This is a genomic window from Salegentibacter holothuriorum (assembly GCF_900168045.1).
Lineage (GTDB): Bacteria > Bacteroidota > Bacteroidia > Flavobacteriales > Flavobacteriaceae > Salegentibacter > Salegentibacter holothuriorum.
In genome coordinates this window covers 1-16795 of the sequence record NZ_FUYY01000004.1, presented here as the reverse complement: position 1 = coordinate 16795, position 16795 = coordinate 1, and the positions used below count along the sequence as shown (strand labels likewise).

Genomic DNA, 16795 nt, shown 5'->3' with positions numbered 1-16795 from the left:
AAAATAATCCCTTAATGTAGAATTAAAAAAGATGAGAGGCCTGCAAATTTTAGAAAACAGTACCTCTCATCAATTAACATAAAAACTACTAACTACAAACTATCGTGAAAAGTTCTGGTGATCACTTCCATTTGGTGGGCTTTAGAAAGCCTTGTGAAGTTTACAGCATAACCAGAAACTCTTATCGTTAATTGAGGATATTTTTCAGGATTTTCGTAAGCATCCATTAAAGTCTCCCTATCCAGCACATTTACATTTAAGTGATGTGCTCCAAGTTCAAAATATCCATCTAAAAGCCTTGTAAGGTTCTCTATTTGTTCTTCTCTCGCACTTCCCAAAGATTTAGGAATAATAGAAAAGGTATTAGAAATTCCATCTAAGGCATCTTTATAATCTAATTTCGCTACAGAGCTTAGTGCTGCAACGGCTCCGTTGGTATCTCTACCGTGCATTGGGTTAGCTCCGGGAGCAAAAACTTCTCCAGCTTTTCTACCATCTGGGGTAGCACCTGTCTTTTTACCGTACATTACATTAGAGGTAATGGTAAGTAGAGAAAGTGTTGGTCTTGCATTTTTATAACAAGCGTGCTTGGCTAATTCTTCAGAAAAGTATTTAGTGATATAAGCTGCAATTTCATCTACGCTATCCTCGTCATTTCCAAATTTCGGATAATCTCCTTCCACAATAAAATCTACCGTTAGACCATCTTCATTTCTTACCGGTTTAACTTTTGCGTATTTAATGGCAGATAGTGAATCGGCGATAATTGATATCCCGGCGGCACCATAAGCCATATCAATACCAGGATCTGAATCGATTAAAGCGAGTTGCGCTTTTTCATAATAGTGGCGATCGTGCATGTAATGAATAATGTTCATCGCTCTGGAGTATACTTCTGCTATCTGGCTCATAGATTTTTTGAAATTCTCCATAACAAGCTCGTAGTCTAAGTACTCTCCCTCTAAAGGCAAAATATCTTTAAGAACTTTTGTTCCTGAAATTTCTTCGCGCCCTTCGTTTAATGCCATTAATAAGGTTTTTGGAAGGTTTGTTCTAGCTCCAAAAAACTGAATTCTTTTACCTAATTCCTGGTAAGAAACACAACAGGCAATTCCGTAATCGTCTGACCCGCGAGTTTCACGCATAAGGTCATCATTCTCGTATTGTATAGAAGAGGTGTCAATAGAAACTTTTCCGCAGAACTTTTTAAATCCTTCCGGCAGATCTTGAGACCAAAGCACGGTAAGGTTTGGTTCTGGAGATGCTCCCAGGTTATAAAGAGTTTGTAAGAATCTAAATGAAGTTTTTGTCACTTTTGTTCTTCCGTCATTAAACTGGCCTCCAATAGCCTCGGTAACCCAGGTTGGGTCTCCTCCAAAAATATCGTCGTATGCCCCCGGTCTAAGGTGACGCACCATACGCAACTTCATAACAAACTGGTCTACCAATTCCTGCGCTTCTGTTTCGGTAATAACACCTGCTGCCAGATCTTTCTCAATATAGATGTCCATAAAATTAGACACATTCCCAAGAGACATAGCCGCACCATCCTGTTCTTTAACAGCAGCCAAATAAGCCATATACAGCCATTGAATCGCTTCTCTTGCAGATGCTGCAGGACGATTTAATTGTAATCCATAGGAGTTCCCAAGGATCACCATATCTTTTAAAGCTTTTATTTGCGAAGTAATCTCTTCACGTAAACGTATTTTATGTTCGCTCAGAACCCCGGTAACAGCTTTTAAATCTCTTTTCTTCGCTTTTATAAGTTCGTCTGCTCCATATAAAGCAAGACGACGGTAATCTCCAATAATTCTTCCTCTGGCATAGTTATCTGGCAATCCGGTGAGTATACCCAGGGACCTGTATTGTTTTATTTCATCATCATAAGCTGAAAAAACACCATTATTATGATCACTTGTGTGTTTAAACACATTTAACACCTCTTCTGCAACTTTCAATCCTCGTTCTGCAACTGCACCTTCAACTACGCGAATCCCACCAAAAGGCTTCATAGCCCTCTTTAATAATTCATCGGTTTGTAAACCAACGATAAGCTCTAACTCCTTGTTAATATATCCGGGTTTATGACTGGTGATACTTGAAATAGTTTCGGTATCAATAGCCAGGCAACCTCCTTTTTCCCTTTCTTTAAGCATGGCATCCAAACAAACCTGCCAAAGTTCATTAGTTCTCGTTGTTGGACCTTCCAAAAAGGAATCGTCTCCATAATATGGTGTTACATTTTTCTCAACAAAACCTTTAACATCTATAGGTAGGTTTAAGAGTTTTTTCTCAATAAGATCTTTAGTTTCTGCAGTTTGATTTTTCATAATAAAGCATTTTGAATGAAAGTAGTTCAGATGATTTTTTAACCTTCCCAGGTTCTTTTATTATTTATATAAAATAAATGCTCTTTTGGACTATAAATGCTGATCTAAATCATATTTTGATGTAAGCATTTGACAAAAAGACAACTACAACGGTTTTGTTAATAAGTTTTTAAATGAAAAAATCCGGGACAAAAGGGTCTTTAGTTTAAATGATTGTTCGTTTAAATCCCTAAGCTTAGTTTTTGTCACCTTGAGCGCAGTCCAAAGGTTAAACATGAGCGTCTTGACTGCGCTCGACCTGACAATTTTAGTTCAAATTTGCTTTTTTAGGTGCTTTTCCAGACAAGCATTTATTTTATATAGCTCGCTGAAGTAGACGGGAAAATATTTTCCAAAAATAAAGGAGAACCTCGGTTCTCCTTTAAAGAGTAAACAACTTCGGAGCAAGCTCACGAAGCATTATTATTGGAAAATATAATTTAATTTCGAGGCAAGCCTCGGAGCATTTAATCTCGATTATCGAGTAAAAAACATAAATAAATCTATACCAGCTCTTAGCTTAATACTGCCTCAGTCTGGTTTTTTGAAGGGGTAGCTATTTTTCCTTTTTTCAATTTTCGAATCTCTAATATGGTTAGCACCGATAAAAACAATGCAATCACCAATAATCCTGCAAAGAAGTACAATGTACCATTATAACTATCTGAAATAGATCTGGCCCAGGCTGCGAATAAAGGGCCTGCCATACCTGCTGCTGCCCAGGCAGTTAAAATATACCCGTGAATTGCTCCCAGTTCTTTAGTTCCAAACATATCTCCTATATAAGCGGGAACGGTAGAGAAACCTCCTCCATAACAAGAAAGAATTAGAAAAATAAGTGCCTGAAATATTATAGCATTGCCGGCCGTAGGTAACAGGAAGAAAGCTACGATCTGTATAGTAAAAAATAGCGCAAACATCATTGGTCTTCCAATAAAATCAGACAAAGTGGCCCAACCTATTCTCCCTGCACCATTAAATAACCCCATAATTCCGACCATGGTAGCAGCTGCAACAACACCCATTCCGGCATATTCCTGAGCCATAGGTGATGCCACCGAAATAATTGCAATTCCGCAGGAAATATTTATAAAAAGCATAAGCCATAAATACCAGAATCTTTTTGTTTTAACAGCTTCATTGGCTGTTAGCTGCGAAAGATCGGCCTTTACGACTTTCTTTCCTGATTTTGCGATGTCCTTAAACCCTTCCGGCATCCAATCTTTTGGAGGTGGGGCAAGATATAGTGAAGACACTAATATTAATACAAAATAAATACTACCCATTATAAAAAAGGTATTTGCGATACCCACGGCAGAGATTAGATAAACAATTACGGGACTACTGATTAGGGCCGCAAAACCGAATCCCATAATAGCCAATCCGGTTGCCAGGCCTCGTTTATCGGGGAACCATTTTACCAGGGTAGAAACAGGAGTAATATAACCTAAACCAAGACCAACACCACCAAATACACCATAGAATAAATATAAGAGGTAAATAGATTCAAGATGAATTGCCACCCCCGAACCTAAAATTCCTACACCGAAGAAAATAGCAGCGAGAAGTCCAGACTTCCTGGGGCCTTTTTTTTCCAGATAATGGCCTAAAAAGGCAGCAGAAATACCAAGAAAAAATATGGCAAGACTAAAGGTGAACTGAGTATCTGCCAGTTCCCAGCCAAATTTTTCAATAAGGGGTTTGGTGTAAACGCTCCAGGCATAGACCGAACCAATCGAAATATGAATACCTACTGCTGAAGCCGCAATAAGCCATCTATTTTTAACTTTGTCCATTTTTAAAATGTTTTTAGGAATTACAAAGTAAAAATATGAGGGAGAGATAAAACCTGACCAGCATCAGGATATGGAGAATTAAATTAAACAAAAAAAATAAAACTATGTTTTCTTCAAAGCAATTTTAATCCCTAAGGAGTGCTTAAGAAAAAGAAGAAACACCAATTTTCATTAAGTATAGCAACTTGATTACAAACTTAATTCATTGTAGTTTCAACCCCTGTTCCTGGTATAAAATTCTTTAAATGCCATAGAAGTACTTTTAGCTTGAGAAAACTACTTCGCGGCAAGCCTCAGATCATTTAAATATCTATTATCCGGCAAATTAAATTTCGCATTGATCGCAAATGCCCTTTACCACTAAGTTTGCATCTTTAACAACATAACCGGGAGGAAGATTAATATGCGGTATTTTTTGTTCTGTCAAACACTTTGTTTCACTACATTTTATACAATGAAAATGCAGGTGAAGATCCGTTAAAGGATCACACCTGCAATCTTCCTCACAAAGCGCATATTTTTGAACCCCCGTTCCATCATCAATTTGGTGTACCACCCCTTTTTCTTCAAAAGTCTTTAAAGTGCGATACAAGGTTGTACGATCAGACCTATCCATAAACTGTTCAATATCGGAAAGGCTACTGGCAACAGTTTTTTTTGCCAGGTAATCATATATCAGCATTCGGACAGGAGTTTGCCTAATACCTTTTTTCCTTAAATTTATTTGTATCTCTTTCATAAACTTCATTTTAGTGGGAATGGCCACCTTCTCCTTTATTCATTTGGGCATCTAAATAATACGCATTATTTTGAACAAAACGGGTTGCTTTTGGAAGATCTTCCATTAGTTTTACAGATACCCAACCATTAACAACTTCACCCTTAATAATTTCTACAGGCCGCATACTCCAGTCTTCTCCTTCCTCCTGGGCGGTAAAAGCATAATAGCTTTCCCCACTTCTAAAGATGGCATCTTCGGGCAATGCTAAACTTTGCACATCTTCAACATTTATCCTTCCTTTTACGTACATACCCGGGATTAGATTTTCCGGCTTATCATTTATTTCTGCGTGAACATGAACGGCTTTAGGGTTCTGTTCAAAAGTTTTACTTATCGAAATTATGCGGGCTTCAATCTCCTCTCCGGGGTTCGAGGCTACCGTAAATTCTACTTTTTGTCCAACTTTAATTTTCGCAACATCTTTCTCAAACACCATTAAATCTGCATGAACGTGGTCTGTATTAACAATCTGGAACATCGAAGTTTGGGAGGCTACAAATTGTCCCGTTTGTACATTCACTTTCTCTATGGCGCCCTCTAATGGAGCTCTAATTGGAATTTGTTGTATAATATTTCCTTTTTCTATGGTTTTGGGATTAAGGTTTAAAAGCTGCAATTTAGATCGCAGACCTTTCACATGACTTCGGGAACTTTCTAAAGCTGCTTCAGTTCTTTGAAAAGTTTCTCCTGATCCCACACCTTCTTCATACAAATGTTTCTGGCGGGAAAATTCCCTTTCCTGTAATTTCATTTCACTAATAGCATTCAGATATTGTGTTTGAATTTCAATAATATCAGGATGGGTTACATAAGCTATGGTTTCCCCTTTACTAACCTGGTCTCCTTCTATTACCAGGATTTTAGCAATATTGGCACCAATCACCGTGGTAACCGTCGCCTCACTCTGTGGAGGAACCTCTAATTGCCCATTGGCAGAAATAAAACCACTCATATTTCTCTTACTTAAAGTATCAACTTTTATCCCCAGGCTTTCAAACTGGTTTTGAGTAAGCATTGCCTCTTCAACATGTTCCGTCTCTTTTTTTTCTTTAGAAGTTTCAGTTTCTTCAGCTTTCTCGTTATTGTTATTACAGGCAAGAAGACTGAAAATCATTAAAATCAAGAAACTGTATTTTGTATATCTATTGATGTATTTCATTGTTCTAGTTATTTAGGTAAAATTCTAATTCGGCAATCGCCTGTAAATATTGTTGTAGTGCTTCCAGGGCATTTAATTCGGTTTCAATAACATTATCAAGAATTTGAAGAAAGCCTACATATTCCATAGCTCCTTCTTTAAAAGCTAGCAAGGCTCCTTTTTGTTGCTCTTTTGAAACCACCAGGGCCTTATCCCTATAAAATTCCCAGGATCTTTTCCATTTTTGATAATTCTCTTTAGCTTGCTGAAAACCAGCCTTTATTTTTTGTTTTTCAAATTGGGCATTCTGGTTGGTAATCTGGGCTTCAATTTTAGCTGCCTGGTTATCACCATAGGTTTTTCCGGATAAAATCGGTATGGAAATCCCGGCCTGATAACTGTAAAAACCGGCATCACCATTAATTTCCTGTAACCCATACTGAATATTAAATTTCGGAAGAAAATTAGCCTGTGCCCTTTTATATTCCTGCCGGGCTACATCAAGCCTATTTTCTGCCATCTCCATTCCCGGATGGCCACTAATAGATTCTTTACCTCCTATTAACTGTATTTCTGCAGGTTCAGAAAAGTCTGCTTCTACCGAATAAAAATTATCATCACCAAACCAAATATTGAGTTTCTGCAGCGCGATATTAAAATCGTTTTGAGATTGACTAAAGCGATTATGGATTTGGTTTACTTTATTGCCTGCCGTAATTGCTTCCAATTTTGAAATCGCTTCTGCTTCAAAACGCAGATCTATGGCTCGCTTAAATTCAGCATAAACAGAATCTAGCTCTTTAAAAGCCTTATATCTATTTCTGGCAATATAAGCTTCAGTCCAGGCCTTTTTCACTTCCCTTTCTACTTGTAACCTGGATAAATTAAGTGCATTTTCGGCAAGAGTTACTTTTCTATTTTGAAGTTTAAGCTCGGGAGCTATTCCAAAAAGATCAATATTTTGCTGTTGAATACCGATCAATGTATAAACACCGCGACTATCATCAATTTCTTCACCACCGGTAAAGACTTGCGTGGTTCCTATGTTCCAGGCCGATTTTTTTAAAGCTTTTTCCTTATCAATCTGTAACTTTTTACTATTTAACAAAGGATAATTATCCAGCGCTAAACTTACCGCCTCTGCCTGAGACAATGGCTTACCTAAAGGGTTTTCCTGAGCTTGCGAATTAAATGGAATAAGGAAAAATATCCCCGCAATAAGTGTAAACCCGAGCATACCTTTTTGGGGCACGGGGCGTTCGCTACGCTGTTCTACCCATTTATACAAAATAGGAAGAACTAGAAGAGTTAATAAGGTAGCCGAAATCATCCCACCTATAACCACTGTTGCCAACGGCCGTTGCACCTCGGCACCTGCAGAAGCCGAAACAGCCATCGGTAAAAATCCAAGAACATCAGTAAGTGCCGTTAGCAAAATGGGACGTATTCTACGTTTCGTTCCAAGTTTGATGCGCCGGTTTAGATCACTAACTCCCTCTTCCTTAAGTTCATTCAGACTACTTATAAGCACCAGGCCATTTAGCACCGCTACTCCAAAAAGCACTATAAAACCAACGCCCGCAGAAATACTAAAAGGCATATCCCTTAACCAAAGTGCGTAAATCCCGCCGATAGCCGCCATAGGTATGGCCATATAGATCATAGTAGTTTGTTTAAAAGATTTTAATGCGAAATAGATTAAGATAAAGATGAGTAGAAGTGCGATGGGAACTACTATTTGCAGCCTGGCAGTGGCACGCTCCAGGTTTTCAAAAGCACCACCATAACGAATATAATAACCAGCCGGAAGCTCGAAATTTGCTTCCAGTTTTTCCTGAATATCGGCTACTACCGATTTCACATCCCGATTTCGAATATTAATTCCTACATACGTCCGCCGATTGGTATTATCCCGGCTAATCTGCATCGGACCTGACTGATAACTAATTTCTGCAACTTCCTTTAATGGAATTTGTGTTCCGGAGGGTAGGCTTACATATAGGTTTTTAAGATTTTCAATATTTTTACGCTGTGAATCCTCTAAGCGCACTACCAGGTCAAACCTTTTTTCTCCTTCAAAAATCACCCCTGCTTTCCTTCCGGCAAAAGCAGTTTCTACTAAAGCGTTAAGCCTCGAAATATTTAGGCCATACTGTGCAAGTTTCTCCCTATTATAATCTACGGTAATTTGGGGTAAACCCGAAATTGCTTCAACCTTCATATCCGCAACCCCATCTACGCCGGCGATAATCGCACCCATTTCCTCTGCTTTATCTGCAAGAACATTAAGATCTTCGCCATATAATTTTACGGCCACATCCTCCCTAACTCCGGTTAAAAGTTCATTAAAACGCATTTCAACAGGTTGCGTAAATTCATAAGAGACCCCCGGAAATATACTTATAGTTTCTTTTATCCGGGAGATCAGTTCATCTTTAGTAGAGGCACTAACCCATTCACTTTTCGGCTTTAAAATAATAAAACTATCCCCTATATCCATAGGCATAGGATCTGTAGGAACATCAGAAACCCCAAACCGCGAAACCACCTGTTCCACTTCAGGATATTCTTCCAATAACAGACTTTCAATTTTAGTGGCGGTAGCAATTCCTTCAGATAAGGAGCTGCCGGGTTTCAGAATAATATGAAAAGCGATATCGCCTTCATCTAACTGGGGTACGAATTCGCCCCCCATTCGGCTAAACAATAAAACTGCCAATCCGAATAATAGAACTGCAACACCAATTACTATTTTAGATTTCTTTAATGCCTTATTCAATAAAGGTTCATACTTATTTTCCAGCCAGCTTACGAATTTATCACCTTTGGATTCTTTTATTTTGCTGGTGGGTTTTAAGAACAATGCCGAAATCATGGGGACATAGGTGAGGCATAATATCATGGCTCCAAGCATTGCAAAAATGAAGGTAAGAGCCATTGGTTTGAACATTTTCCCTTCAACACCCTCCAGAGCCAGTATTGGAAGAAACACAATTAAAATAATAAGTTGCCCAAAGAAGGCTGAATTCATCATTTTTTTAGCTGAAGAAGCTGCAATGCTATCCATGCTTCCATCCTTAAATTGTTGCTTCTTCCGGATTCTATCATGAATTAGGAAAACCGTGCTCTCTACGATAATTACCGCACCATCCACAATAATCCCAAAGTCTATAGCGCCAAGGCTCATAAGATTTGCCCAAACCCCAAAAGCATTCATTAGAATAAAAGCAAACAAAAGGGATAGTGGAATAGTAGAGGCTACTATAAGTCCACCGCGCCAGTTTCCCAGGAGTATAACCAAAACAAAAATAACAATTAACCCGCCCAGCATCAGGTTTTCGGCAATAGTTCCTGTTGTTTCTTCTATTAGCTGGCTACGATCTAAAAACGGTTTTATAAAAACACCTTCCGGTAAAGATTTTTGAATTTCAGCAACACGCTCTTTTACACTGCTTATAACTTCATTGGAATTTGCTCCTTTTAGCATCATCACCATACCGCCTACGGTTTCTCCTTCGCCATTTTTAGTAAGGGCACCGTACCTAACCGCGCCACCAATTTGTACTTTAGCAATATCCTTAATTGTAATTGGAACATTATTACTGGTTTTCACCACAATATTTTCCAGATCCTCTTTATTCCTGGCCAGGCCTTCCCCCCTGATAAAATTGGCCTGATGGTTTCTTGCAATATAAGCACCACCTGTATTTTGATTGTTTTCTTCAAGAGCAGTGAAAACCTCGCTTATACTTATTCCCATAGCACGCAACTCGTCTGGGACAAATGCAATTTCAAACTGCTTAATATGCCCTCCCACTCCGTTTACTTCTACCACCCCGGGAACCATGGCCATTTGCCGTTTTACAATCCAATCCTGGATGGTTCTAAGTTCTGTAAGGTCATATTCATCCTGAAATTCTTCCTCAACCTCCAGGGTATACTGGTAAATTTCTCCCAATCCGGTGGAAATTGGTCCAATGGAAGGTTTTCCAAAACCTTCCGGGATCTCCTCTTTAACTTCAGAGAGTTTCTCAGATACTAATTGCCGGGGAAGATATGTTCCCTGGCTATCATTAAAAACAATGGTCACCACCGATAGACCAAAACGAGAAACAGAGCGTATCTCCTGCACTCCCGGTAAGTTACTCATAGCTACCTCTACAGGATAGGTCACAAATTGCTCTATATCTGCGGTACTTAAATTGGGTGCCTGGGTAATAACCTGCACCTGGTTGTTGGTAATATCGGGTTGGGCGTCTACGGGCACTTCCCGCATACTCCAAATCCCCAGACCAATAAGGACTAAGGTGAATAGCCCCACTATAAACTTATTATTGATTGAAAAATCAATGATTTTATCTAGCATAGAAAAAAATGTAAATATTAGTATTAACAGTCAATTACCTCGCAGCGAACCCACGAGTCATTAAGTGCAAAAAATTTTAGAATTCGAGGCGTCCCGATGCTTTGGGACGTAGCATATAAACCTCGATTATCGAGTAAACTTTTAATACGAGCATTTACATCCCGAAGTTGGGATTACACAAAATGAAAAATGAGATGCCCGCCGCTAAGCTATTTTAGGCGGTTGAAAGATGGATATTGAAATGCCGGAGTCTTGATTAAGTCGATAAAAATCAGGGGAAGTATGATTTCCTATTTCAACAAATATCTGATAAGAAACTTCCGAAATATTGTAAACAAGCACGTGAGCATGGCAGCAGGAATGCTTCTCCTGAAAAGGGAGTTCTCCATCATGCTTATCATTATGGTCGGTTTTATCTTTACCATAGTGATCTGCTATAAAATCAAATAAAGAGATCTGATTTTTCTGATGAAGTTCCTCGTAGTGCGTTAAGAGATTATCAATTTTAGGAAGTTCACAGCATAAATCCATTCCCGGGCCCAGTGATTGAAACAGGAATATAAAGGAAAAAGATATGCTGATAATTAATTTCATGCTAAAACAAAACTAAACAAAATAAGATGCAATTGTAGTGCATAAATGATTTAAATGCTCATTTTTAGAATGAAGGCTCTGCCCCTTTTGAGCAGTCTCTTTCTTTTCGCCTTTAAAAGTCTATCTACCCAATTTTTTGCCTCCTTATTTTAGGATGGGTGAGTTTAGTAGATCCCATAAAAAAGCACCTTCAAAATATTTTCAATTAGTTTGAAATGAGAATACTCCCTATAATGAACCTTCACGTTCAACAGAAGTAATGAATTCTTTGCCATACTAATTAACAATGAGTGTTTTACCGCCTCCTTTTTTATCAGGAAATTAAAGTTAGCCAATGTGCAGGACTGGCAAACCTGGAGTGCCGCGCTCTATCTTTATGCCGCAAAATGTGTAGAAGAAAAAAACACACCGTTTTTTGATGAAATAAGAGAAGCATCCTTCAGTCAATAACTAAGCTTACTCTAAAATTAGCGTAGATTTTCACTTTAATTTGGTTAAACTTAACACATAGAAGATAAGTCTTTTAGGTTTAATAATCTTATCTTTAATACACCCTCCAACGCAATGCCTGAATTATTTTTTTTGAAAATTATTATGCCCTCAAATCAAAAAAGATAAAGAATAATTTCTGGTAAAAGCGGCCCAGAAAAAGTGAAAGAAGCAAGTCTTTCCACTTGTAAAACGCGATAAAGTAAACCAGAAAAAATACTTCAAAATGAAGATTGCTTATATAGGAACATATCCACCGAGGGAATGCGGAATTGGGACTTTTACCCAAAACCTTGCTTTGGCCATGACCGGAAAGAACCATCAGGGTGAAAAAATTCATAAACGTCTCATTATTGCCATGAACGATTATGATGAAACTTACACTTACCCACCCGAAGTTAAACTCACTATACGCCAGGAGCAACAGGCCGATTATTTAAAAGCAGCTAATTTTATAAATTCTAATGGCGTAGATGTTTGTATTCTGGAACACGAATTTGGGATTTTTGGAGGATCTGGCGGAGTATATGTTTTACCGCTACTACATCACCTTAAAATCCCGATAATCGTAACCTTACATACTATTCTGGAAAATCCTACCTATACAGAAAAGGCAATTCTGAAGGAAATATGTAAGATGGCCGATAGTATCGTGGTAATGAACCAAATGGCTATTACTTTTCTTACTTCTATTTACGATGTTCCCAGTAAAAAAATAAATCTTATAGAACACGGCGTTCCCGATATTCAATTTGATAAAAAACAATCTAAGACCGAATTCAAACTCAAGAAGAAAAAAGTATTAATGACCTTCGGTTTTATTGGCAGAAATAAAGGAATTGAAACGGTTATAAAAGCTTTACCTCAGATAATCAAAACTCATCCAGAAATTCTATACATGGTTTTGGGGAAAACACATCCTAATGTTTTACGCTATTCTGGAGAAGAATACAGGAATTATCTACAACTGCTTATAAAAAATTTAAAACTTCAGGATCACGTTTTGTTATTGAACGAGTTTATTGATGAAACTGAATTATTTAAGTATTTATCTGCCTGCGATATCTACATAACCCCATATATTAATGAAGCCCAGATCACCAGTGGTACACTTACTTATGCTATGGGCGCTGGCTGTGCGGTTGTTTCCACTCCTTACTGGCACGCGGCAGAATTATTACAGAATGGTAAAGGCCGCCTTTTTAATTTTAATGATCCAGACGATCTTGCTTATACCCTCAACGAATTATTAGATAATCCAGATAAACTTAAAGAAATTCAAAGCAAGGCTCTTAAATATGGCAAAGGGATAAAATGGCCCAAAATAGGGGAGAAGTATATAGATCTTGCTCAGGACATATTGAAATCAACTAAAAAAGAAATTTTAAATGAAGAGGGAACTATAATAGATCCTTTGATTCTGCCACCATTTTCACTGGCGCATATAAAAAGATTAACTGATGATACAGGAATTATCCAACACGCAAAATTTGGAATTCCCAATCTTAAAGAGGGTTATTGCCTGGATGATAACGCCAGGGCATTACTTATGTCTTTGATGGCATTTAATCAGAAAAAAAATTCTTTAGCGCTAGAGTTAATGCCTGTTTATCTCAGTTATATCCATTATATGCAAAATGAAGACGGAACTTTCAGGAACTTTTTGAGCTTTAATCGAAATTTTTTAGACATAACAGGTTCCGAAGATTCCTTTGGAAGAACGATCTGGGCCCTTGGATATTTAATTGGAAATGCTCCTAATGATGCCTATTATCAAAATGGGAAATTGGTTTTCTTTAACGCAGTACCAAATTTTGGAAAATTAAAATCTATTCGAAGCATCGCTAATACGATCATTGGGATTTGTTACTATTTAAAGAGTAACCCTGCAGATGAAGAAATGCTTAGTCAACTAAAAAACCTAAGTTCAAAACTGGTCACACACTATGAAGAAAATAGTACAGAAGACTGGAAATGGTTTGAAAATTTACTTGCCTACGATAATGGAATTTTACCTTTAGCGCTACTTCACGCTACCCAAATTTTGAACGATGATTATATGCAATCTGTGGCCCTGGAAGCGATGAATTTCCTGACCGAACAAACTTTTAACAACGGATATCTTTCAATTATAGGCAATAAAAAATGGTATGTAAAAGATCAGGAAAGATCTATGTTCGCACAGCAACCGGTAGACGCTTTAGCTATGGTACTTATGTATTATCAAGCTTTTTTAGTGACAAAGGATAAAGAATTTTTAAATAAATTATTCCTTTCATTTATGTGGTTTTTAGGCGAAAATGATTTGCGAATGAGCCTTTATGACTTTGATACAAAAGGGTGTTGCGACGGTATAGAAAATTATGGAGTAAATAGAAACCAGGGCGCAGAGAGTTCATTGGCTTATTTGATCTCACACCTCACCGTGCTTAAGGCTTATGAAAAACTCTATCAAACTAAGGAATTTAAAGCCGCCAATCCTTCAAAAATAATGGTTAGTTCCTGATGAAAATTGCAATTTTATCTCCAATAGCCTGGCGTACACCACCCGAAAAATATGGTCCCTGGGAACAGGTTGCTTCAAACCTTACCGAGGGGCTAGTTGAAAAAGGTTATGATGTGACGCTTTTTGCTACGGCTAATTCGATCACAAAAGCAAAACTGGAATGGGCCAGCAAATTACCTTACGAAGTAGATAAGGAAAACGATCCAAAAGTAATGGAATGTTTACATATAAGTCATTTGATGGAGCAGGCCGGGCGTTTCGATATTATTCACAACCATTTTGATTTCTTGCCTTTAACTTATTCTAGCCTTATTAATGTCCCGATGTTAACCACTATTCACGGTTTTTCCTCACCCAAAATAATTCCGGTTTATAAGAAGTATAATAATTCAACTTCCTATGTTTCTATTTCAGATTCAGATAGAAGTGAAGAGCTGGATTACCTTGCCACTATTTATCACGGTCTGGATCCTAAAGAGTTTACTTTCAGAAAAGAAAAAGAAGATTATTTGCTTTACTTCGGAAGAATTCATCCTCATAAAGGAGCTCATGCGGCTATTGAAATAGCACGCAAGGCAGGGCTTCGTCTTAAAATAGCCGGACTTATTCAGGAAGAGGCATATTTTAATTCAGAAATAAAACCTTTTATAGATAATAAGAATGTTGAATACCTGGGCAATGTAGGGCCAGAAGCTAGGGACAAATTACTTGGCTGTGCAAAAGCTTTATTACATCCTATATTTTTTGAAGAACCTTTTGGGTTAAGCGTTCTGGAAGCTATGATGTGCGGCACACCGGTAATCGCTTTTAAAAGAGGAAGCATGCCAGAGCTTATCAGGGAAGAAATAAGTGGTTTTTTACCTGGTAATATTTCAGAAGCAGTTTTAGCGATAAAGGCATTAGATAAAATAGATCCTAAAACCTGCAGAGCTTATGCGGTGAAAAAATTTAGCCTGGAAACAATGACCCATGCTTATCTGGGAGCCTATGAGACCGTGATAAAAAATAAATAAATTAAATAATGAGAATCTAATTTCGCTTAAGGGCGGCAAATAATTCAGCTAAATTCACGATTGCATAGGTCGAGGAATAGTCTGATAGCGCGTAGGGTAAGATAAGGCTTTGGTTATGAATTAATGCCCCGCAAGAGTACACCACATTGGGAACGTAACCTTCCCTTTCATGCTCAAGCGGCGTAATTAGAGGTTCTTTTAGCCTTCCTATTTCTTTTGTAGGATCTTCGAGATCAAAAAGTGAAGCGCCAATACAATAGCGACGCATTGGACCTACACCATGTGTGATAATTAACCAGCCTTCAGCAGTCCATAATGGAGAGCCACAGTTACCAATTTGAGTAAATTCCCAGGGGTATTTTGGTTTTTGAATGAGTATTGGGTTTTTCCATAATGTTGTTCTGTCAGAAAACATGATATAGTTGTTTACCCCGTCAATTCTGGCCAGCATGGCATATTTTCCTTTTACTTTTGAAGGAAATAAAGCCAGATTTTTATTTTGAGCTCCATCACCGTGTAAGGGCATTACCCTAAAGGTATAGAAATCATCTGTAGAGATAAGCTTAGGTAAAATAGTATGTCCATTATAAGCGGTATAGGTAGCATAGACCTTTATTTCTCCATCTTCATCCTTAAATCTAACAAAACGGGCATCTTCTATTCCCCTGCTTTCAGATTCTGAAATGGGAAAAATTACGCGTGCCGAAAGATCAGCATCGTGTTTAAATTGAATGTCATAAAAAGAATCTACTAACCAGGTCATTTCTTCCAGCGCCATTCTTCTTTCAGCAATCATATTGGTATCCTCTAATATTTTGCTTACTTCCTGCTTTAAGGCATAGTATTCAAATCTATCTGGAAGCCTGTCCATAATAGCATTTGAAAATTTTGAGGGAATATCCATTTCTGAAAGACGCTCTATAAACCGACTTTTATCATATAATTTTTTATGTGAGATCTCTGCTTTATCTATATGATTCCCAATTTTCAATAAATGCAGATCATTGTTTTTATCAAGAATACCCCTTCTGAATACTAATGAAGAAATATGGCCTTCTCCAGTTGCTCTAAAAGAAATGATCACTCTTTTTTCACCTTCTTCTAAATAAGTTTGGTCAAAATCTTCTACAATAGAAGGGTTGAAAAATGCAGCTGATTCCAGGGCAAATTCCATTGTGCAGTAAGAACCAATAAGCAATTTTCTATCATCAGAAAGAGCGTTATAGTTTACCTGCATCCCCTCAATGATATGCTGAATATTGGAGCAATGTTTAAAAAACACTTTAGAGATGTTACGGTGTCGCCTGGAGAATTCCCTTAGAGTTTGTTCTAGGGTTTGGTTTACCTGGAAATCACTCATCGCCATAATTCTGGCAATAAGGTTTTGAGTTCTTTGATCTCCATTCATAAAGAAACGTACCACAACCCGGCTACAATCAGGTAGAAACTTGACATCTTTACGTTCTACGGCAACTCTCATAATATGAATAATTTAGGGAGGGCTGGCAACCTTTTAAAGATAGATGTTAAATGAATAAGAAACTTAGTTTCACTCTTAAATTTTTTGCATATCCGTTTAACGTCCAGTAGCTGTAATGCCTGCTATTATTAACCTGTTGAATATTTTGTCTCCAAAATACCTTCTGTTGAGTTTGTAAATGAACTCATTGAGATATAATTGCAGATATTTTCTCTTTATTTTATGGAATTTCTGCAAGTCTTTTTTTGCATTTCCAATAG

At 37.7% G+C, this 16795-nt stretch carries 9 protein-coding genes and 1 pseudogene; 2 read left to right on the top strand and 8 right to left on the bottom strand.

The genetic code is table 11. The features are described from left to right. Positions 1–92 precede the first annotated feature (92 nt). The 6 genes from pflB to B5X51_RS10505 form a co-directional block, all read right to left on the bottom strand. Complete coding sequence (pflB, locus tag B5X51_RS10530; protein WP_079721147.1) at positions 93–2333, bottom strand: formate C-acetyltransferase; 2241 nt, start codon at positions 2331–2333, stop codon at positions 93–95. A 554-nt stretch (positions 2334–2887) separates the two neighbouring features. Further along, a complete protein-coding gene (locus B5X51_RS10525; protein WP_079721146.1) occupies positions 2888–4168 on the bottom strand; it encodes an L-lactate MFS transporter in 1281 nt (426 codons plus the stop codon). Between the two features lie 325 nt (positions 4169–4493). Further along, positions 4494–4907: a Fur family transcriptional regulator gene (locus B5X51_RS10520; RefSeq protein WP_079721145.1), complete on the bottom strand. Its 414-nt coding sequence runs from the start codon at positions 4905–4907 to the stop codon at positions 4494–4496. Between the two features lie 10 nt (positions 4908–4917). Continuing rightward, positions 4918–6108, bottom strand: coding sequence for an efflux RND transporter periplasmic adaptor subunit (locus tag B5X51_RS10515; RefSeq protein WP_079721144.1), 1191 nt, complete (start codon positions 6106–6108; stop codon positions 4918–4920). 4 nt (positions 6109–6112) lie between these two features. Further along, positions 6113–10453: a CusA/CzcA family heavy metal efflux RND transporter gene (locus tag B5X51_RS10510; protein ID WP_079721143.1), complete on the bottom strand. Its 4341-nt coding sequence runs from the start codon at positions 10451–10453 to the stop codon at positions 6113–6115. A 204-nt stretch (positions 10454–10657) separates the two neighbouring features. Continuing rightward, the gene (locus B5X51_RS10505) at positions 10658–11047 is read right to left on the bottom strand and encodes a hypothetical protein (protein ID WP_079721142.1); all 390 of its coding nucleotides are present in this window, start codon (positions 11045–11047) and stop codon (positions 10658–10660) included. Between the two features lie 715 nt (positions 11048–11762). Between B5X51_RS10505 and B5X51_RS10500 the strand changes: the two genes are divergently transcribed. Continuing rightward, positions 11763–14042 (top strand): glycosyltransferase family 4 protein, encoded by a 2280-nt coding sequence (locus B5X51_RS10500; RefSeq protein ID WP_079721141.1) that lies wholly within the window; start codon positions 11763–11765, stop codon positions 14040–14042. Next, positions 14042–15055 (top strand): glycosyltransferase family 4 protein, encoded by a 1014-nt coding sequence (locus B5X51_RS10495; protein ID WP_079721140.1) that lies wholly within the window; start codon positions 14042–14044, stop codon positions 15053–15055. The genes B5X51_RS10500 and B5X51_RS10495 overlap by 1 nt, the downstream gene beginning before the upstream one ends. A 16-nt stretch (positions 15056–15071) precedes the next feature. On the opposite strand, the gene B5X51_RS10490 is transcribed toward B5X51_RS10495, so the two are convergent. Further along, positions 15072–16535 (bottom strand): glycoside hydrolase family 130 protein, encoded by a 1464-nt coding sequence (locus tag B5X51_RS10490; protein ID WP_079721139.1) that lies wholly within the window; start codon positions 16533–16535, stop codon positions 15072–15074. Positions 16536–16631: 96 nt separating this feature from the next. Continuing rightward, positions 16632–16795, bottom strand: a pseudogene (locus B5X51_RS15825) (IS1595 family transposase); the annotation flags it as partial.